Source organism: Stutzerimonas stutzeri, from assembly GCF_002890915.1.
In the GTDB taxonomy this organism is placed as follows: domain Bacteria; phylum Pseudomonadota; class Gammaproteobacteria; order Pseudomonadales; family Pseudomonadaceae; genus Stutzerimonas; species Stutzerimonas stutzeri_AF.
The window spans coordinates 452,231-471,764 of the sequence record NZ_POUT01000002.1; the positions used below are offsets into that span (position 1 = coordinate 452,231).

General features: G+C 52.1%; 18 protein-coding genes and 1 pseudogene. All 19 read left to right on the forward strand.

Annotated elements, in window-relative coordinates; all coding sequences use genetic code 11:
* Positions 1 to 271 precede the first annotated feature (271 nt).
* A complete protein-coding gene (locus tag CXK94_RS05920; protein ID WP_102893609.1) occupies positions 272 to 1,555 on the forward strand; it encodes a Wzz/FepE/Etk N-terminal domain-containing protein in 1,284 nt (427 codons plus the stop codon).
* A 118-nt stretch (positions 1,556 to 1,673) separates the two neighbouring features.
* Positions 1,674 to 3,293 (forward strand): MBL fold metallo-hydrolase RNA specificity domain-containing protein, encoded by a 1,620-nt coding sequence (locus CXK94_RS05925; RefSeq protein ID WP_102893610.1) that lies wholly within the window; start codon positions 1,674 to 1,676, stop codon positions 3,291 to 3,293.
* 216 nt (positions 3,294 to 3,509) lie between these two features.
* Entirely contained in the window at positions 3,510 to 3,773 is a 264-nt protein-coding gene (locus CXK94_RS05930; protein WP_102893611.1) for a type II toxin-antitoxin system ParD family antitoxin, read from the forward strand.
* Entirely contained in the window at positions 3,770 to 4,081 is a 312-nt protein-coding gene (locus CXK94_RS05935; protein ID WP_102893612.1) for a type II toxin-antitoxin system RelE/ParE family toxin, read from the forward strand. Before CXK94_RS05930 ends, CXK94_RS05935 begins: the two co-directional genes overlap by 4 nt.
* Before the next feature lie 80 nt (positions 4,082 to 4,161).
* A complete protein-coding gene (locus CXK94_RS05940; RefSeq protein ID WP_102893613.1) occupies positions 4,162 to 4,560 on the forward strand; it encodes a hypothetical protein in 399 nt (132 codons plus the stop codon).
* Positions 4,550 to 5,938 carry an ImmA/IrrE family metallo-endopeptidase gene (locus tag CXK94_RS05945; RefSeq protein WP_102893614.1) on the forward strand — a complete coding sequence of 463 codons (1,389 nt, stop codon included), beginning with the start codon at positions 4,550 to 4,552 and terminating at the stop codon, positions 5,936 to 5,938. Before CXK94_RS05940 ends, CXK94_RS05945 begins: the two co-directional genes overlap by 11 nt.
* 34 nt (positions 5,939 to 5,972) lie before the next feature.
* Positions 5,973 to 6,425: pseudogene (locus CXK94_RS05950) on the forward strand (MBL fold metallo-hydrolase RNA specificity domain-containing protein); the annotation flags it as partial.
* A 64-nt stretch (positions 6,426 to 6,489) separates the two neighbouring features.
* Positions 6,490 to 7,767, forward strand: coding sequence for a Vi polysaccharide biosynthesis UDP-N-acetylglucosamine C-6 dehydrogenase TviB (gene tviB / locus CXK94_RS05955; protein ID WP_102893615.1), 1,278 nt, complete (start codon positions 6,490 to 6,492; stop codon positions 7,765 to 7,767).
* Positions 7,768 to 7,845: 78 nt separating this feature from the next.
* Complete coding sequence (locus CXK94_RS05960) at positions 7,846 to 8,871, forward strand: NAD-dependent epimerase/dehydratase family protein (RefSeq protein WP_102893616.1); 1,026 nt, start codon at positions 7,846 to 7,848, stop codon at positions 8,869 to 8,871.
* Between the two features lie 13 nt (positions 8,872 to 8,884).
* Complete coding sequence (gene rfbB, locus CXK94_RS05965; protein WP_102893617.1) at positions 8,885 to 9,988, forward strand: dTDP-glucose 4,6-dehydratase; 1,104 nt, start codon at positions 8,885 to 8,887, stop codon at positions 9,986 to 9,988.
* 12 nt (positions 9,989 to 10,000) lie between these two features.
* A complete protein-coding gene (rfbA, locus tag CXK94_RS05970; RefSeq protein ID WP_102893618.1) occupies positions 10,001 to 10,873 on the forward strand; it encodes a glucose-1-phosphate thymidylyltransferase RfbA in 873 nt (290 codons plus the stop codon).
* A gap of 95 nt (positions 10,874 to 10,968) precedes the next feature.
* Positions 10,969 to 11,904: a WxcM-like domain-containing protein gene (locus CXK94_RS22790; protein ID WP_102893619.1), complete on the forward strand. Its 936-nt coding sequence runs from the start codon at positions 10,969 to 10,971 to the stop codon at positions 11,902 to 11,904.
* Positions 11,901 to 13,022 (forward strand): DegT/DnrJ/EryC1/StrS family aminotransferase, encoded by a 1,122-nt coding sequence (locus tag CXK94_RS05980; RefSeq protein ID WP_102893620.1) that lies wholly within the window; start codon positions 11,901 to 11,903, stop codon positions 13,020 to 13,022. The genes CXK94_RS22790 and CXK94_RS05980 overlap by 4 nt, the downstream gene beginning before the upstream one ends.
* Positions 13,023 to 13,025: 3 nt before the next feature.
* On the forward strand, positions 13,026 to 14,273 hold the full coding sequence (locus CXK94_RS05985) for an O-antigen translocase (protein ID WP_102893621.1): 1,248 nt from the start codon (positions 13,026 to 13,028) through the stop codon (positions 14,271 to 14,273).
* Entirely contained in the window at positions 14,270 to 14,887 is a 618-nt protein-coding gene (locus tag CXK94_RS05990) for an acyltransferase (RefSeq protein ID WP_102893622.1), read from the forward strand. The genes CXK94_RS05985 and CXK94_RS05990 overlap by 4 nt, the downstream gene beginning before the upstream one ends.
* A 64-nt stretch (positions 14,888 to 14,951) precedes the next feature.
* Positions 14,952 to 16,061, forward strand: coding sequence for a glycosyltransferase family 4 protein (locus CXK94_RS22225; protein WP_146032300.1), 1,110 nt, complete (start codon positions 14,952 to 14,954; stop codon positions 16,059 to 16,061).
* A 44-nt stretch (positions 16,062 to 16,105) separates the two neighbouring features.
* A complete protein-coding gene (locus tag CXK94_RS22230) occupies positions 16,106 to 17,446 on the forward strand; it encodes a hypothetical protein (RefSeq protein ID WP_146032301.1) in 1,341 nt (446 codons plus the stop codon).
* Positions 17,443 to 18,570 carry a glycosyltransferase family 4 protein gene (locus CXK94_RS05995; RefSeq protein ID WP_102893623.1) on the forward strand — a complete coding sequence of 376 codons (1,128 nt, stop codon included), beginning with the start codon at positions 17,443 to 17,445 and terminating at the stop codon, positions 18,568 to 18,570. Before CXK94_RS22230 ends, CXK94_RS05995 begins: the two co-directional genes overlap by 4 nt.
* Entirely contained in the window at positions 18,567 to 19,532 is a 966-nt protein-coding gene (locus CXK94_RS06000) for a UDP-glucose 4-epimerase family protein (RefSeq protein WP_219726485.1), read from the forward strand. The genes CXK94_RS05995 and CXK94_RS06000 overlap by 4 nt, the downstream gene beginning before the upstream one ends.
* Positions 19,533 to 19,534 lie beyond the last annotated feature (2 nt).

A 19,534-nucleotide genomic window follows, 5' to 3' on the forward strand; every position in this document is an offset into this window, starting at 1 on the left:
CGGGGTGGGCCCACGCAAGCAGCACACCTCCGCCGCATTCGGTGGGGTGTGCGCCCTCGCGGCGATGCAGGCCATACGGCCTGCCAGCCCACTCCAATCTCCCAAAGCCAAGCACTGCACGCTCGATCAAGAGTGATGCACGTCACTTGCTTTTTGTGATCTAGGTGGCAAAATGCTGGCCCGCGAAAATGACGGAACATTTCCTTTTTTTGGTCGCGACCCCGGGCGTTGCGTTTTTGCTGCGCCGGGCACTGACGAGACGGAATTCGACGTGAACGCTGTAACCTCCCCGCAACATCTAAGTCCAGTGGCAAACGATGAGATTGATCTGATCCAACTCGTCGGTGCGCTGTGGAAGCAAAAAACACTCATCGCTGCTGTTACGGCCCTGGTTGCTGCGATCGGCCTTGTTTATGCCGTGCTCGCACCTCGCTACTACAGCGTCCAGACCGTACTTCGCCCTGCCGCGATCAAGGATCTGGATGAGCTGAATCATCTGGGCATCTACAAGTTGTCGCCGAAGCAGGCACTGGCTCAAGTCGGGGCGGCGCTTGATTCCTATGACAACCGGCTCGGCTTCTTTCGCGATAACCAGCAGCTCTTTGCTGAACTGGCTCACCCGGGCCGTAGCCTCGAGCAAACATTCGAGGCATTCAATGACGAAGCCTTCAAGCTGCTGCAGCCCGACCCCAAGAAGCCCGAGGGGATGACGCCTTTTGTCGGTATTCAACTGACCTATCCGCAAGACCTCAACGGCGTGAAGGTGGTCAACGACTTCGTAGAGTATTCCCTGGACAAGGTACGCAAGGAAATCTCGGCCGACCTCGATACGCTCATCGGCAACCGCCTCAACCAACTGGACAAGAACATCGCAGCGGCCCGCGCGAGTTACGAGGCCACCAAAGAGATCAAGATCGCCAAGCTGAGCGAGGCGGATGCGCTTCAGCGCGCTCAATTGAACGACGAGCTGGCAGCACTGCGACAGCAGTTGAAGACTCGCCGTGAAAATCGCATCAACCAGCTCAATGAAGCGATTCGGATCGCAACATCATTGGGCATCAGCAAGCCCACCACGCCTTCGGCGCTTGGCGCTGCCGAGATCACGAGCCAAGGCAGTGTGATCCGCACCGAGGTCAACAACCAGCAAATACCGCTCTACTTCATGGGCACCGATGCGCTGGAGGCCGAACGCAAGGCGCTATTGGCACGCCGCTCTGATGACTTCACCGAGCCGCGCATCGCACAGATCGCCCGTGAGCTGAAATTACTGGAGCACAACCGCCAGATCGAAGTACTCAACAGCCGCGAAAACGAAGACCTGTTCCTGAAAAATCTTGCTGGTTGGCGGGAAGAGGCTGCACGCCTGCGCGCGCTGCACTTCGATACGGAAGCGCTCAAGCTGGTCTCCATCGATCAGCGTGCAGTAGAGCCGCGTCGGCCCATCAAGCCTAGAGCAGCCTTGATCCTGGCTCTGGCATTGGTACTCGGCGGTATGCTGGGTGTGTTCATCGCACTTGTGCGTCATATGGCCCAAGGCCAGCAATCAAAGGCCTAGTATGGCCTGCTAAATCAGGCGATCGCCTCGTTCGCGAATTACAGCCCATCGGGAGAGGCATGTATAGCGTGCTGCGGTAGCTTGCCCATTACTGGTGTGCCTCGGTAAAGGACTGACCATGCACTTCCCGCATATCGAACACCATGGCGCCCGAGATGGCGTTACGGGTTCCTGCCACCAATTGCACATGGATGCGGCTAGTAGCTTGCTGGTCGATTGCGGGCTGTTCCAGGGCAACGAGACTTCGGCGGATGGTCGCTCCGGGGCTGGCCATCCGGCCATCGAATTCTCGCTGGCTACCGTCAAGGCATTGGTCGTCACCCACGTGCATATCGACCATGTAGGGCGGATTCCCTACCTGCTCGCTGCCGGCTTCAAAGGGCCGATCCTCTGCAGCGAACCTTCGGCCAGGCTGTTGCCCATCGTCCTCGAAGACGCCTTCAAGCTGGGCTTCAGTCGTGACCAGAAGGATGTGGAGCGCTACATCAAGCTGGTCGAACAGCGCCTACTTCCCTTGCCATACAAGCAGTGGTTCACCCTTGTCGAAACCGACACGCTGGTAGCGCGCATCCGCCTGCAGCGTGCCGGCCACATCCTCGGCTCGGCCTATGTGGAAATCGACCTGACCTATCCCGCCACTGGCGATAACAAGCGCGTCGTTTTTTCCGGCGACCTGGGCGCACCCCACGCGCCGCTACTGATGCCGCCCGAACCGCCCGAGCGCGCCGATATCCTGGTGCTGGAAAGCACCTATGGCGACCGCCTGCACGAAGACCGCGCCAGCCGCCGACAACGCCTCGAAGCCGTTATCGAGCGCGCCCTGCAGGATCAAGGCTCCGTCCTGATCCCGGCCTTCAGCATCGGCCGCACCCAGGAACTGCTCTACGAGCTGGAAGAAATCATCCACACCAAACTCACCAGCCCCGCACTCACCCCTGTAGGAGCGAGCTCGCTCGCGAACAGCCCCCACACCGCACAACCCCTTCTCCCCCCGCGGGAGAGGGCTGGGGAGAGGGGGACAAACCCCGCCCAGAACACCGGCCCAACGGAAATGCCCCCGGCCGAAAACCACTCGCCCGGACAGGCCATCACCAATTGGCCAGAACTCCCCATCATCCTCGACTCCCCCCTGGCCAGCCGCTTCACCGAGGCCTACCGCAGCCTGCAACCGTACTGGAACCAGGAAGCCCGCGAGCGCGTCGAAGCCGGCCGCAACCCGCTGGCCTTCGACAACCTGATCAAGATCGACAGCCACACCGACCATATCGCCGTGATGAACCACCTCACCCAGACCGCGCGTCCCGCCATCGTTATCGCGGGGAACGGCATGTGCTCGGGTGGGCGCATCGTCAATTACCTGAAAGCCATGCTGCACGACTCCAGACATGACGTCCTGTTCGTCGGCTACCAGGCCCAAGGCACCCCCGGCCATGCCATCCAGCAATACGGCCCCAGGGGCGGCTATGTCGATCTGGATGGCGAGCGCTTCGATATCCGGGCGAAGGTAACCAGCATCGGCGGCTACTCGGCGCATGCGGACCAGAAGGGGTTGGTGGAGTTCGTGACGGGGATGCAGGAGTGGCCGAGGGAGATACGGATCGTGCATGGCGAACGAGAAGCCAAGCGGATCCTGGCTGCCCAGCTCCACGAACAGTACAAGCAACACAACGGGCTGCCTGCCGCGATCACGACCGGCGGGGCGGAGGATATGGCCGATCAGGATGTTTTCCATGCATGACGCAACTACCTGCAAGCGGCGGCATTCCGTGGGAGGCGCGCCTCGCGGCGATTGCAGGCCGCAGGCCTGCCCGAAAAGCCAAAAACTCGCCCCGGGGTCGGGCCAAAGCAGCAAAGCCCGCATGCATCGAGATATGAGCAGACAGAATCTCAAAGATTGTCAAAGTTTGGATGCTTGTCTAAGCTCACTCCACATCGAACTCTGTAGGAAAGTCCCATGCACATTTCACTGACTCCGGAGCTGGAATCGCGCGTCAAGGCCAAGGTCGAAAGCGGTCTGTACAACAACGCCAGCGAAGTCATTCGTGAAGCCTTGCGTTTTCTGGAGACGCATGAGGCATGGATTGGCGAACTCAAGCTGGCCCGTTTGCGCGAGCAGATCAACCAGGGCTTGGTGCAGCTCGATGAGGGACAGGGCACGGTAATTGAATCCAAAGAGAGCCTGGATCGCCTGTTCGCAGCCATCAAGGCTGACACATGATCGGACTGAGGCTGGTGATTGCGCCGGTTGCGCAAGAGGATCTGCGTAACATTTATCTGTACGGCATGCGTACCTGGGGCGAGCAGCAGGCCGGCGATTACCTTGAGCATGTCCGGGATTGCTTCTGGCACCTCACCATACATCCCGATATCGGCGTTTCACGCCCCGAGCTTGGCCAGCATTTGCGCAGTCTTGTGGTGAAACAGCACGTTGTTTTTTATCGACTCAAGCTGGATCAGCTCCAGATCGTGCGTGTCCTGCATGGCCGGCAGGAACCCGAACTGCATTTTAGTTACCCGGCACCTTGAAAAGCACAAGCAACACGACAGCTCGCCTGCCGCAATCACGACCGATGGGGCAGGGGATACGACCGAACAGGATGTTCTCCATGGATGAAGCAACTAACTGCAAGCGACGGCGCTACGATCCGGGCGAGCACCGCTTCAAGCATTGCTGGAACGAACCCAGGGCTGCGTTCGTGAGCGAAGGCAGCGCCCAGATTGGCAAATGCCCGTCGACCCTGAGCAAGCGTCTGGCGGAACAGTTGCTCAATGACGGCATCGCTTACCCCGTTGGGCAGGCGCACCCCGAGCGCATCTACAACGTCCATGATGGAGTGGTGTATGAGGCTGTATACTCCGGCGACAGCTGGCATGGCTACCCATGGCGCTACCGCCCTGGGCGCAGATCCTTGCCGCGCCAGATCAGGCAGGAACTGGAAAATCGTGCGGAGCAGCAAGGCTGCTTGCCCGGCTATCGGCACTGGATGAAAGAACATGGCCGCTGAACTGAAGCTCATCGTCGATTCCGCGCCTTCGCAAGGCAGCCTGGAGCATGGCTGGGTGAAAGCCTCTCTGTACCTCGATGGTCAGCCTTACTGGTACGGCGATGACGAGCAAGGCAGCCTCGACTGGACCTGGATCGACTTGCTCCATTACCTGGGCCAGAACTGGTCGGCGTTGATGCTGGAGCAGGGCTTGCCACTGCCGCTGGACGACGTGCCTCATCCCGGCAAGCTGCTGGAAAAGGCCGAGGCGCGCTGGGAGGACATGCCCGAGCCGCAGATCCACGCCGAGGAAAACCAGCTTTATCGATACCTCGATCGCCATAATCTTTCCGTGGCCATGAACGGTGCCAACCTGCCGATGCTGCTTTGGTTGCGCAGCGGCAACACGCTCTGGCTGGTGGATGAGGATGAACAGGCGCGGCGCCTGGACTTCCAGCGGCTGGGCCGGCAACTGGAAGAAATCGGTGATGCTCTCGCTAACCTCTTCGCCAAGAGCACCCAGCCTCATGTGCGAGCGGCTGTCACCCATTGGCACGGGCGCCAGCAACAATTAAGCAGGGATTACCTGAATTACAGCACAGGGATGAGCCCTCAGCGTCTGGATGAACTCTCCCGACTCGTTCCTCTCGAGCCCGCGGCCAACGACCTGGCATTCGCTCAAGAGCCGGTCTACCTCGCGGCTGCGAGAATGGCTCGCCATCACCTGAGCACCGTTCAGATCGCCGAGATCATGCAGCGTCTGCAGCAAGCCCCTGCGCTCGGCAAGCAGCCTTTCGCCCGCCTCGCCGCTGAGGCCAACGCCAAGATCGAACAACTGACTGGCAGCCCGCCGTTCGAGCAGGGCTATCAATTGGCGCGCTGGCTACGCGAGCAATTGCACATGGTGCCAAGCGCGCCGTTCGAACCCGAAACAGTGCTCGAACAGGAGGGCGTGTCGATCGAGGAGTTGAAGCTGGAGAGCGGTGCTGTCGACGCGATCGCCTGCTGGGGCAGCATTGACCCACTGATTCTGCTCAACCGTAATGAACAGGCCAGGGCGGCCAGCAAGCATGGTCGTCGTAGCACCCTGGCCCACGAACTTTGCCACCTGCTGGTCGACCGAACCCGCGCGCTGCCGGTTGCCGAAGTACTCGGCGGCGAAGTGGACAGCGAAAGTGAAAAACGCGCCAATGCCTTTGCCGCCGAAGCCCTGTTGCCCCAGGCACATGCCATCGAGGTGCTGCGAAACGCACCCAGCCTGCGCGAGGCCGTGGAAACCCTGGCACGCACGCACCAGGTCAGCCGGCAACTGGTCGCGTACCAACTACACAACGCCTCTGGCGTGGAGCTGAGTGAGGATGAACAGGTTGCCCTGCGTAATTACGGCGTGAGGGCATAGCCGTGCAGCGCATTGGAACAACGTACTCGTGAACACCGTCGACAGCCACGCCGACCCTATCGCCGTGGTCAACCACCTCACCCAGACCGCACGGCCCGCCCTCATCATTGCCGGCAACGGCATGTGCTCGGGCGGGCGTATCGTCAACTACCTGAAGGCCATGCTGCACGACCCCAGGCACGACGTCCTGTTCGTCGGCTACCAGGCCCAAGGCACCCCCGGCCATGCCATCCAGCAATACGGCCCCAGGGGCGGCTATGTCGATCTGGATGGCGAGCGCTTCGATATCCGGGCGAAGGTAACCAGCATCGGCGGCTACTCGGCGCATGCGGATCAGCAGGGGCTGGTGGAGTTCGTGACGGGGATGCAGGAGTGGCCGAGGGAGATACGGGTGGTGCATGGGGAGCCACAGGCCAAGCAGGTCTTGGCTGCTCAGTTGCACAAGCAATGCGAACGATCGAATTGTCTGCTCGACGTGCTCGGGTGAACGAACCCTAAGACTCAGCGTTGCCAGGCTTATTTCAGAAATTTCGTTTAGATGGATGTTTCACATGCTCAGCTTGCAAGAAGTAAAACTCGCCATTATCGGGCTCGGCTATGTCGGCCTGCCGCTTGCTGTCGAATTCGGCAAGCGCCGCTCGGTGGTGGGCTTCGATATCAACCAACAGCGCATCGATGCATTGAAGGCTGGCCATGATGCCACTCTGGAGGTCAATGATGACGAGCTGAAAGAGGCCTCACAGCTTGTCTACAGTGCCAGCCTCGACGATCTGAAAATCTGCAACGTATTCATCGTTACCGTCCCTACGCCCATCGACGAACACAAACAGCCCGATCTCACCCCTTTGATCAAGGCTTCCGAAACCATCGGTTCGGCTTTGAAGAAGGGCGATATCGTCATCTACGAATCCACCGTCTATCCAGGCGCCACCGAGGAAGATTGCGTCCCTGTGCTGGAAAAGATTTCTGGCTTGAGGTTCAACGTGGACTTTTTTGCAGGCTATAGCCCTGAGCGCATCAATCCGGGAGACAAGGAACACCGTGTCACCACGATCAAGAAGGTCACCTCGGGCTCGACTCCGGCAGCGGCCGATCTGGTGGACGCCTTGTACAGGGAGATCATTACCGCTGGTACTCACAAGGCCAGCTGTATCAAGGTTGCCGAGGCGGCAAAAGTCATCGAGAACACCCAGCGCGACCTCAACATCGCCCTGATCAACGAACTGGCAATCATCTTCAACCGGATGGGTATCGATACCGAAGCGGTGTTGCAGGCAGCCGGAACCAAATGGAATTTCCTGCCTTTCCGGCCGGGGTTGGTTGGCGGCCATTGCATAGGGGTCGATCCCTATTATCTGACCCATAAAGCGCAGAGCATCGGCTACCACCCGGAGATCATCCTTGCCGGCCGCCGCCTCAACGATGGCATGGGCGCCTACGTGGTCTCGCAACTGGTCAAGGCCATGCTCAAACGGCGTATCCATGTGGACGGCGCCCGCGTGCTGGTGATGGGGTTGACCTTCAAGGAAAACTGCCCGGATCTGCGAAATACCCGGGTGGTGGACATCGTCAGCGAACTGGCGGAATACAATATTCAGGTCGATGTTTACGACCCCTGGGTTGCCGTTGAGGAAGCCCTGCACGAATACGGAATCACGCCGATTACCGAACCTGCCATCAATGCCTATGATGGTATTGTCCTCGCTGTAGCCCACAATGAGTTTCGCGCACTAGGTGCCGAGAATATTCGGCAATACGGCAAGGCCAAGCACATCCTCTACGATCTGAAATATCTGCTTAGCGCGGCAGAGGCAGATCTACGTCTGTAATTGCTGAAAAGTTATCCCTTGCTCAGTTGCAAGCTATTTCATTTGGGCGAGCCTACCCGGAATATTGATGAGTACCCTATGACCCGTTACGAATCACTGCTGCAAGAACTCCCACAGGCCCCCAAGACCTGGCTCATCACGGGAGTGGCAGGCTTTATTGGTTCCAACCTGCTCGAGACCCTGCTCAAGCTCGACCAGCGCGTGGTCGGCTTGGACAACTTTGCCACCGGGCATCAGCGCAATCTGGATGAAGTGCAAAGCCTCGTCCCCTGCGAGCAATGGGCACGCTTCAGGTTCCTTCAGGGAGATATTCGTAGTCTGGATGACTGCCGTCAGGCCTGTGAGGGCGTCGATTACGTTCTCCACCAAGCCGCACTCGGCTCGGTGCCGCGCTCCATCAACGATCCGATTACCACCAATGGCGCCAATATCGACGGCTTTCTCAATATGCTCGTTGCCGCCCGTGATGCCGAGGTGAAGAGCTTTACCTACGCGGCCAGCAGTTCGACCTATGGTGACCATCCCGGCCTTCCCAAGGTCGAGGATGTAATCGGCAAGCCGTTGTCTCCCTACGCCGTTACCAAGTATGTTAACGAGCTGTACGCCGATGTATTCGCTCGTACCTACGGCTTCACTACTATCGGCCTGCGCTACTTCAACGTGTTCGGAAAGCGCCAGGACCCGGACGGCGCCTATGCGGCGGTAATTCCGAAATGGACTGCCGCGATGATCAAGGGCGAGGACGTGTTCATCAACGGCGACGGCGAAACCAGTCGTGACTTTTGCTTCATCGAAAATGCTGTACAGGCCAACCTGCTGGCTGCAACAGCGATCGACGAAGCTGTGCGAAACCAGATTTATAACGTTGCAGTCAGTGGTCGCACCGATCTGAATAAATTATTCGCTGCAATCAAGAGTACCCTCGCCGAAAATGGTGTGGCCTATGAAAAAGATCCGGTCTATCGCGACTTCCGCGCCGGTGACGTACGCCACTCTCAGGCAGATATCGACAAGGCTCAACGCCTGCTCGGCTATGCGCCGCAGTTCGATATCCAGGACGGGTTAGCCCAAGCCATGCCCTGGTATATCCATTTCCTGAAATAAAGGCCGAACAAGCGTGAAAATACTCGTCACTGGCGGTGCCGGCTTCATCGGCTCAGCGGTCATACGCCATATCATCCGACGAACCGATGACAGCGTGGTCAACCTCGATAAGTTGACCTACGCTGGTAATCTCGAGTCACTGGCCGAAATCAGTGAAAGCTCGCGTTATGCCTTCGAGCAAGTCGATATCTGTGATCGCACCGAGCTGGACCGAGTATTTCGTGAACATGAGCCCGACGTCGTGATGCACCTGGCCGCTGAGTCCCATGTCGATCGCTCGATCGACGGTCCGGCCGTGTTCATCGCTACCAATATCGTAGGCACCTACACCTTACTGGAGGCCACCCGCAGCTACTGGCACGGGCTGGATGATGTGCGAAAGACAGCGTTCCGCTTCCATCACATCTCGACCGACGAGGTATACGGTGATCTGGAAGGCCCGCTAGACCTGTTCACCGAAACCACTCCTTATGCGCCAAGCTCGCCGTACTCGGCGAGCAAAGCCAGTTCCGACCATCTGGTGCGGGCGTGGCAGCGCACCTACGGGCTGCCCACCCTGATCACCAATTGCTCCAATAACTATGGCCCCTATCATTTCCCGGAAAAACTCATCCCGCTGATGATCCTAAATGCACTGGAAGGTAGGGCCCTACCTGTATACGGCAAGGGCAATCAGGTGCGCGACTGGCTCTATGTCGAAGATCACGCCTGCGCCCTATACAGGGTTGTCACTGAAGGCGATGTCGGTGAGACCTACAATATCGGTGGTCACAACGAGAAGCAGAACATTGAAGTCGTGCGTGTTATCTGTGACTTGCTCGATGAACTGCGGCCGCTCTCGATCTTTGGCAGCGACGTTCTCGCTGCGATGCAGGCCAAAGGCCTGTCAGGTCAGTCGTACCGCGAACTTATTACACATGTTCAGGACCGCCCAGGTCATGACCTACGCTACGCCATTGACGCCAGCAAGATCCAGCGTGAATTGTGTTGGACGCCTGAGGAAACCTTCGAATCCGGTATCCGTAAAACCGTTGAGTGGTATCTGAACAATTTGGAGTGGTGCCGTCGTGTACAGGATGGCAGCTACCAACGCGAGCGCCTCGGCTCCATTGCATAAGAAAGGCATTTCATGAAAGGCATCATCCTTGCCGGCGGCTCCGGTACCCGTTTGTATCCCATTACCAAGGGCGTATCCAAGCAACTCCTGCCTGTCTACGACAAACCCATGGTTTATTATCCACTCTCGGTTCTGATGCTTGCCGGCATCCGCGAAATTCTACTGATAAGTACGCCGGACGATATCGGTTCGTTTCAGAGCCTTCTCGGCGATGGTACTGATTTCGGCATCCGTTTGAGCTATGCCGTACAGCCCAACCCGGATGGCTTGGCGCAAGCCTTCATTATTGGTGAGGAGTTCATCGGCACCGATTCTGTCTGCCTGGTGTTGGGTGACAATATCTTCTACGGTCAAGGGTTTAGCCCTTTGCTGCGCAAAACGGCTCAGCGTGAAAGGGGGGCTACCGTATTCGGCTATCAGGTCAAGGACCCGGAGCGTTTTGGCGTAGTCCAGTTCGATGCGGAGCGGCGAGCCATCTCCATTGAGGAAAAACCTCTCAAACCTAAATCCAACTACGCCGTCACCGGTCTTTATTTCTATGACAATGATGTGGTGGAAATGGCCAAGCGAGTGAGACCTTCAGCACGTGGTGAGTTGGAGATCACGAGTATCAATCAAGCTTATCTTGAGCGCGGCGATCTCAATGTTGAATTGCTTGGTCGTGGTTTCGCTTGGCTGGATACGGGTACCCATGAGTCGCTATTGGAAGCGGGCCATTTTGTTCATACCATTGAGCAGCGCCAAGGCCTCAAGATCGCGTGCCTGGAGGAAATTGCTTTCCATCAAGGCTGGCTCTCGACAGCGCAGATCCGTGAGCAGGCTGGACAGTTGCAGAAAACCGGATATGGCCAATATCTATTCGGTTTGCTTAGAGATGTAGAGTAACGAAACGGAGCTAGGAATCTCTTTCTCAAAGGAAAGAATCCTATTGCTACAACAGTCATTCAGAATCTCTGAATATATAAATTCCGGAGAATATAATGAGTTTTTTCATTCATCCCCTTGCCGACGTTCAAGCAAAAAATATAGGTGACAATGCTCGAATCTGGCAGTTCGTGGTTGTACTACCGGAAGCTAGAATTGGCGTCGATGCCAATATTTGTTCGCATTGCCTAGTCGAAAACGATGTCATTATCGGTGACCGGGTAACGGTCAAGAGCGGTGTGCAATTATGGGATGGCCTTCGTATTGGTGACGATGTCTTCATCGGCCCTAATGTCTCTTTTACCAATGACCGCTTTCCTCGCAGTCGCCAGCACCCTGATAAATTCCTGGAAACCAAGATCCAGAACGGTGCTTCAATAGGTGCGGGGGCGGTGATTCTTCCCGGAATTACAATTGGCAGCAAAGCGATGGTGGCCGCTGGTGCGGTAGTGACGCGCTCGGTTCCAGCCAATGCAATCGTTGTGGGTAATCCCGCAAGGATTACGGGTTACGTGGATGCAGGGCGTAACGTGCCTGCCACCACATCAGCTGGCCAATTTGACGTAGGGGTGACGGAAACCAATGTACGTGGTGTCACGGTGCATCGCTTCCCCCGTATAGCCGATATACGTGGCAGCCTTACAGTTGGTGAGTTCGAGAGAACGGTGCCTTTCGCGGTGAAGCGCTATTTTACGGTTTTCGATGTACCTAGCGTCGAAACTCGTGGCGAACACGCTCACCGGGAGTGCCACCAATTTCTAGTTTGCGTTCGAGGAAGTTGCGCAGTGGTGGCTGACGATGGCGCTAATCGTCAAGAATTTATGCTCGATCGCCCTGAGCTCGGTGTTTATCTTCCACCGATGGTGTGGGGCATCCAGTACAAATATTCTGCAGACGCGGTGCTAATGGTATTCGCTTCCCATTTTTATGATGGTGCGGATTATATTCGTGACTATGCCGAATTCCTGTCCGTAGTTGGAGGCAAAGCGTGATTCCCTTTTTGAACCTGCGTGAAGTCAACGCTGCTTACCGCCAAGAACTAATCGAAGCCTGTACACGAGTGATTGATTCGGGTTGGTACATCTCCGGAAATGAGCTTTCGCACTTTGAAAGCGAGTTTGCCGGGTACTGCGGTAGCAAATATTGCATCGGTGTGGCAAATGGCTTGGACGCACTCACTCTGACGCTGCGCGCTTGGAAAGAGTTGGGCAGGCTGAAAGAGGGGGATGAAGTCATTGTTCCGGCCAATACCTATATCGCCAGTATTCTTGCAATTACCGAAAATCGCTTGAAGCCTGTCTTGGTAGAGCCTGACGAAGCAACGTACAACCTATGTCCACGTAAGACAGCCGCTGCCATTACGGCAAACACCAAAGCGATTGTTGCAGTGCATCTATATGGCCAACTGTCACCGATGCCTGAAATCATGGCCTTGGCTAAGCAGAACGATCTACTGGTCCTGGAGGATGCTGCACAAGCGCATGGCGCCAGCATCGCGGGGCGTAAGGCTGGAAGCTGGGGTCATGCCGCAGGCTTCAGTTTCTACCCCGGCAAGAATCTCGGTGCCCTAGGAGATGCGGGAGCGGTGACTACCGACGATCACGAGTTGGCACAAACCATTCGTGCTCTTGGTAACTACGGCAGCCACAAGAAATACGAGAATCTATACCAAGGTGTGAACAGCCGTCTGGATGAGATTCAGGCAGCCATGCTGAGAGTCAAAGTCAGGCATCTCGATGAGGATACGGCGCGCCGCAAGGCGATTGCTCTGGCCTATGCGCAAGGTATTGAGAGTCTTGCTATTCAGCAGCCTATTTCTGCGAAAAGTACGTTAACTTCATTGGAGCCGCATGTATTCCACCTTTATGTGATCCGTACCGAACAACGCACAACCTTGCAGGAGCACCTGAACGCGGCAGGTGTACAGACGTTGATTCACTATCCGATACCGCCGCATCAACAACAGGCTTATAAATCCTGGAACAATCAGAGCCTTCCACTCACTGAGGCGATTCATCATCAAGTATTAAGCCTTCCGATCAGTCCTGTAATGGCTGATGAACAGGTTTCCGCAGTAATCGAAGCCTGCAACACTTTCAAAGTGAGCTGACGCGTGACGCTGATCAAAACCAGTCTGCTTAATGGCATTGCGGTGGTTATCAAGATGCTCACCCTGCTTGGGCTGAATAAGATCTTGGCGATCTATGTCGGCCCGGCGGGCTACGCAGCACTTGGTCAATTTCAAAGCACCATACAAATGATAACAACGCTAGCGAGCGGTGCTATCACTACAGGAGTAGTGAAATACACAGCTGAATATCATGAAGATGTAGAAAAGCAACATGCTATATGGCGGACCGCCAGTAGCATTTCTTTGGTTGGAACGTTGATAATCGCAACTATTGTCGTTGTATTTCGAGACTGGCTGGCAGAATGGTTCTTGAAAAATAAGGATTATGCTGATGTATTTGTCTGGTTCTCGGCGACATTAGTCCTCTTCGTTTTCAATACATTGCTGCTTGCAATCCTCAATGGCAAGAAAGAAATTAAGAGATACGTCATTGCGAATATCGCAGGAAGCCTGTTCGCGTTCATTGTCACAACCGTGATGGTAATCTACTTAAAACTCTACGGAGCTCTGGTTGCATTGGCCATCTACCAATCACTGACTTTTTTCGTCACTGCTTTTCTTGCGAGTAAAACCAAGTGGTTTCGAGTTAAATATTTATTTGGGGCGGTCGATTTTTCCGCATTAAAAGGCTTAGCGAAATATACGATAATGGCTCTGACAACCGCGCTCTGTGTTCCTCTTAGCCATATTCTCATAAGGAACCATATTGGGGAAACAATTGGTTGGAATGAGGCTGGTTATTGGGAGGCGATGTGGCGCTTAAGCTCTGCGTACCTTATGGTTGTCACTACTACGCTGAGTGTCTATTATTTGCCGAAGTTATCTGAGCTAAAAGAGCCGGGGGCGATAAAAAAAGAAATTCTGCAAGGCTATAAGATAATTCTACCGGTCGCTGCGCTATGTGGAATTTTAATCTATTTGATGAGGGATTTAATAATCCGTCTGCTATTCAGTGAGCAGTTTTCAGAAATGAATGTTCTCTTTGGCTGGCAAATGGTAGGAGATACTCTGAAGATTGGGAGTTGGCTGCTAGGATGCGTATTAATCGCAAAAGCATTCTTTAAAATCTATATTGCCTCTGAGATATTGTTTTCTCTATTTTTCTATGCGGCAATTTATTTCCTTAGTGATATCTACGGTATTGAGTCGACGGTTATTTCTTACGCAATAAGTTATGCTTTTCACTTTTTGGGTATGTTCTTGTCCCTAAGGCATATGAAGGTTATATGAGCTCATCAGTATTATCTCGATTGAAGATAAGGCGGTTATTTTTTTATTGCAGTATCGTCTTTCTCTGTAAGTTAAGAGCTTTTCTCTACTTGATATTGTTCTCCGATAATTCACCGAAGTTGGCAAAAACAAAGATCTTACAGCCAACGCAGTTCGTTGGTCGAGGTAATATCAATGCTGGTGCATGTCAATTAGGTGTGCTACGTTCCCCTGGCCTGCTGACCTGTTCTGGATATATTGAGTCTAGGCATAAATCTGCAAAGGTTCTCATCGGAGACGAAACGGTTATTAATAACAACTTTGTAATTATTGCAGATAGAACAGGAGTGACGATAAAAGAGCGCTGCTTGATAGGCCCTAATTTTTTCGTATGTGACTCCGACTTTCATGGCTTATCCCTAGCTGAAAGAGGCAGCAGTGGCAAATGCACACCGGTTGTAATTGAAAGTGACGTCTTTATAGGTGAAGGGGTTAAGATTATGAAAGGAGTAACGGTAGGTCGTGGTTCAGTGATTGGAAGCGGATCTGTCGTTGTGACTGATGTTGAGAGTGATAGTGTCTATGCTGGAGTTCCCGCTAGAAAAATAAAAACATTGTTATTTAATAGTAATTGATGTTTTGGGCTGTTATCTGATGATTGGACGAATTTGTTAAACAGTTTAATAATGGTCTTTAAAAGTGAAAATATTATTGCTGGGCGAGTATAGTGGTCTAAACAATGAGCTCAAGCGAGCACTCATTGCTTCTGGGCACGATGTGACTTTGGCGGCCGCAAATGATTTTTTCAAGGCATACCCGACAGATATCAGTCTTGGACATGGCTCTAATATTTATTCTTATAAATTTAGACAGTTTTTACTGCCACTGTTGAATCTAAAGAAATTGGCTGGATATGATGTGGTGCATATAGTCAATTTCTACATTCTGCCGCGAATACATTCTTTGAATTTATTTCTAATAAGGTTTTTAAAACAAAATAATGGAATAGTCACCTTGGCCGGTGCCGGAAGTGATCCATTCTTTGTGCGCTATTCGGAATCTACAATGAGGTATAGCCCCATCCCTCCTCATGAAACCTACGATCGCGGCGGAAGGCCATATTATATGCGGTCGTCCAAGCATCTCCAGGCTATGCATCAGTATATGCAGTATGTGGACGGTGTGATTCCCATCATGTATGAATATTATTCCACTTTCTGCGCTGCCGGTTATGCCGATAAGACTTATAAACCGGTCCCGATCCCTATCGACTGTAACAGTATTAGGTTCACCGAAAATTCTATTCCAAACGGAAAACTTGTTTTTTTTCATGGTCTTAATCGTCCAGGTTTCAAAGGCACATTTCTGATCGAAAAATGCTTTACTGAACTTTCAAAAAAATATCCGCGCGACGTTGAGTGCGTCATAAGTGGAAAAATGTCGTTTAATGACTATATGCAGCTGTTGGCTCGGGTAAACGTATCGGTCGATCAGGTTTTTTCTTATAGTCTGGCAATGAATGCGCTTTATTCTATGGCTCAAGGCAAGCTTGTTTGTGGTGGCGCTGAGCCAGAATCATCGATCCTGTATGGAGGTGTCCTTCCTCCGGCAATCAATTTAGTTCCTGATGCCAAGGAAATAGTTCAAGTCTTGGAGCAGGTTTTAGATGGGAAAAGCAATTTGCTTAAGTTGTCTGAACAGGGAAGAGCTTTTGTAGAAAGTTTTCATTCTCCTACAAAAGTTGCGATGAGGTATACGGACTGCTGGAGTCGCTTGGGTGGTTCTATGAATGAAAATCTGCTTTCGTAGTCTTTTTCTTTTTGGGTTGGCTTGTAAAACTATTTTGACATTGTATGAATGAATTTCGTGTTGATGAATTTTTCTTCTCTGTAGTGGCCGTTGGTTGGCTGGCTTCGGCTTTTTTGCTGTTTTTTTCTTACATTAGGTATAGGATCTTTACATTCTTTGATGCTGGCATTGTCATGTCTTGGTTTTTTGTTTTTTTTAGGCCATTAAATATTTTTAGTTGTGATATTAATATTGATCTTTATTTTTGGGATGAGTCGCTTTATGTAAGGGGTGTTTTTATATCTATCGCCATGACATTGGTTTGCCAATTGTCAAGCCTCTTGGTTTCAAGAAAGTCGCTTCAGCCAAATTTTCGTTTTGATCAATATCTTTTTAGAGATCGGATTGCGGGTGCGTCGTTAACTATATTTTTGTGTTGTATTATTGTAGTATTTGTGATGTTTTTGATGTTTGGATATCAGGTATTCCCTTCTAATCGTGGAGAAGGGGCTCTGTCTGTTTCCATGCCTGGTTTAGAAATTTTCTATCATACATTAAGGGCTTTAACTCTAGTTCTTATTATTTTTTCGGTTGTTTCTTTATTTGTCTTTAAGTCCTCGAAAAGTTTCGTTTTTGCCGTTTTTTCAATATCGATACTTTTGATTTTTGCGAAGCGAAATTCAATAATCAATCCATTGATTTATTCGTTTTTTATATATTCTTATTATTATGTGTATTTTTTGGGTGGTAACATATTAAGGCTGTTCGTTGTTATGCTGCCTTTGATTCTGTTTTTAATATTTATAGCGCTTTTTGGTAAGGCTTTTAAGTCTGAGGAAGGATTTAATTTTGAGCCCCCTTCCGACGGTTATGCTTGTTATGTCGTGCGACAGGGAATGCAGGAGTTCGACTTGTTTTGGCCGGCAGTTCTAGAGGTGGGGGAGGATAAAATCAACTTTTTTGACTTGCCTTTCGCTGTTTGGGGGGCGTTAACTCATGATCACTCCAGTCGAATAAAGTCTGAATATTTATCTGTGACAGATAAAACTATGCTTAGGTTTAATTATGATAATTATGCATATAAAAAGTTTGGCATAACGCCAAGCTTTTTGCAGTTTTATTACTATTATTTTTGGTTGTTGGGTGTTTTTGTGGCAGCTGTGCTTGCTTTTCTTGCGCGAAAATTGGAGTTCTGGCTGGTTAGAAGTTTTTATCAGGGTTGGTTCGGTGGTTTTTTATGCGCCTTGGCGATCTCGAAACTCGTATTATCTTCTTTTGATTTCACTATAAAGTATAGTGCTTTTGAGTTTGTGGTTTTTTTAATTATTTATATGGGTATCGCAAGTTATTTCTCTCTTTTGAAGAGGTTTCCTCTGCGAAAAAATAGTGAGAGGGCTTGTGCATGAAATGCCTGTTGATAATCGTTAACGATGCTAAGTATTTCATTTCGCATAGGCTCCCTATAGCCAAGGCTGCGTTGAAAAAAGGCTATAGTGTTCATGTTGCAAGTGCTGCGACGCCTGCTTTGGATGAAGTTAAAACACTGGGTTTTGTTTGCCATCGGCTGCCCTTGAGTCGAGGTGAGACAAACCCTTTCTTTGAGTTATATTCGATAGTGGCTATTTGGTTTCTTCTGCTAAAATTGAAGCCTGATATCTTGCATTTGGTCACTTTGAAACCCGTGTTATATGGCGGAATAGCTGCACGGTTCGCGCCTGTCGGTGGAGTTGTCGCTGCTATCGCTGGTATGGGTTCGATTTTTGTTTCCGATAGTATAAAGCACCAGACTATCAAGCTCGCCGTGCGTTTCCTGTTCCGCTTCGCGTTGGGCAAGAAACGTCTACGTGCTATATTTCAGAACTCCGTTGATCGGGATGAGGTGGTTGCGTTAACTGGCATATCCTTAAACAAGACGATTTTAATTAGAGGGTCCGGGGTGTCCGTTTCAAGTTATGCCGTGTGCCCAGAGCCGGCAGGACCTATCGTTGTAACCTTTGCTGGACGTCTATTACGTGATAAGGGTGTCATCGAATTCATTGAGGCTGCACGCGTTTTACGCGAGAAGGGAGTGAACGCTATTTTTCAGTTGGTTGGTGATGTGGATCCTGGTAACCCAACGACTCTTTGTAGTGCTGATCTTGTGCGATTACAAAACAAGGGAATTGTTCAGGTCAAAGGCTATGTGGACGATATAGCTGGGGTTTTTACTGCCTCCAATATTGTGGTGTTACCTTCATATCGCGAAGGACTACCTAAAGTTCTAATTGAGGCTGCAGCATGCGGAAGACCTGTCGTCACAACAGATGTTCCTGGTTGTCGTGACGCAATAGAGCCAGGGGTTACAGGTTTTCTTGTTCCAGTGAGAGATCATGTTGCGTTGGCCGAAACAATAAATAACTTGATAAGCGACTCAGCCTTGCGGCAGTCCCTGGGCGCCCAGGGACGGAAGCTTGCGGAGCAAGAATTTACAATCGAAAGTGTGGTAAAAGCACATCTTTCTGTATACGAAGATTTGGGGGAGAACCCTTGAGCTATCGTTACGAGATTTTTGTCACGGGTGGTACGGGGTTTGTGGGCACGCACTTGATAAGAGAGCTTAGTTCTCGTTCAGATTTCAAAGTGGTTGCTTTGGTGCGTGATAGAAAAGGCGATATGCCTACTAATCTTGATCAGGTTTATGCTTGCAGTGAGGAGATTTCTGCGGCAAAGCTTCCATTTCGGCGAGGGCAGGCTGTCGTTCATCTCGCTGCGCGGGCTCATCTTTCCAAACGAGCGACGGTGAATGCCCTGCATGAATATAGAAAGGTGAATGTCGCATGGACTTTGGAGATCGCTCGCCAAGCAGCAGCTGCTGGTGTTAATCGCTTTATCTTCATTAGTTCGATTGGTGTAAATGGCAACGCTAATAGTCGCCCTTTCAACACTAAAGATATACCAGCTCCGGCGGAGTTTTATGCTCAGTCCAAATGGGAGGCTGAGCAGGAATTAGCTGAGCTAGCCGCTCAGACGAGTATGGAGCTTGTTATTATCCGCCCCCCTTTAGTTTATGGCCCGAATGCGCCAGGTAATTTTGGCGAGTTGGTGCGCTGGATTGGAAAGGGTATACCGTTGCCTCTCGGTGCGATCCATAATAAGCGTTCTTTGGTTGGTATCGACAATCTGGTCGATTTGATCATCCGTTGTATCGATCATCCCGCAGCTGCTAATCAGGTATTCCTCGCGGGTGACGGTGAGGATCTTTCCACTACCGAGTTGCTGCGTGGCGTGGCCAATGCCATGGGCAAACCCGCGCGGTTGATTCCAGTGCCGGCGGGTGTGTTGCAGTTTGGTGCTACCTTGTTAGGCAAGACGGCCATGGCTCAGCGGCTGCTTGGTTCGTTGCAGGTGGATATCAGCAAGACCTGCGAGCTGCTGGACTGGAAACCGCCTTATACAGTGGAGGAAGGATTGCGGCGCTGCTTCGAGCCTTCCCATCAATCGATTACCAGGTGAAC

Bases quoted from the DNA above. Each gene is read 5' to 3' on its own strand.
- CXK94_RS05925 (WP_102893610.1), top strand. From the start codon at position 1,674: ATGCACTTCCCGCATATCGAACACCATGGCGCCCGAGATGGCGTTACG.
- CXK94_RS05930 (WP_102893611.1), top strand. From the start codon at position 3,510: ATGCACATTTCACTGACTCCGGAGCTGGAATCGCGCGTCAAGGCCAAG.
- CXK94_RS05935 (WP_102893612.1), top strand. From the start codon at position 3,770: ATGATCGGACTGAGGCTGGTGATTGCGCCGGTTGCGCAAGAGGATCTG.
- CXK94_RS05940 (WP_102893613.1), top strand. From the start codon at position 4,162: ATGGATGAAGCAACTAACTGCAAGCGACGGCGCTACGATCCGGGCGAG.
- CXK94_RS05945 (WP_102893614.1), top strand. From the start codon at position 4,550: ATGGCCGCTGAACTGAAGCTCATCGTCGATTCCGCGCCTTCGCAAGGC.
- tviB (WP_102893615.1), top strand. From the start codon at position 6,490: ATGCTCAGCTTGCAAGAAGTAAAACTCGCCATTATCGGGCTCGGCTAT.
- CXK94_RS05960 (WP_102893616.1), top strand. From the start codon at position 7,846: ATGACCCGTTACGAATCACTGCTGCAAGAACTCCCACAGGCCCCCAAG.
- rfbA (WP_102893618.1), top strand. From the start codon at position 10,001: ATGAAAGGCATCATCCTTGCCGGCGGCTCCGGTACCCGTTTGTATCCC.
- CXK94_RS22790 (WP_102893619.1), top strand. From the start codon at position 10,969: ATGAGTTTTTTCATTCATCCCCTTGCCGACGTTCAAGCAAAAAATATA.
- CXK94_RS05990 (WP_102893622.1), top strand. From the start codon at position 14,270: ATGAGCTCATCAGTATTATCTCGATTGAAGATAAGGCGGTTATTTTTT.
- CXK94_RS22230 (WP_146032301.1), top strand. From the start codon at position 16,106: ATGAATGAATTTCGTGTTGATGAATTTTTCTTCTCTGTAGTGGCCGTT.
- CXK94_RS05995 (WP_102893623.1), top strand. From the start codon at position 17,443: ATGAAATGCCTGTTGATAATCGTTAACGATGCTAAGTATTTCATTTCG.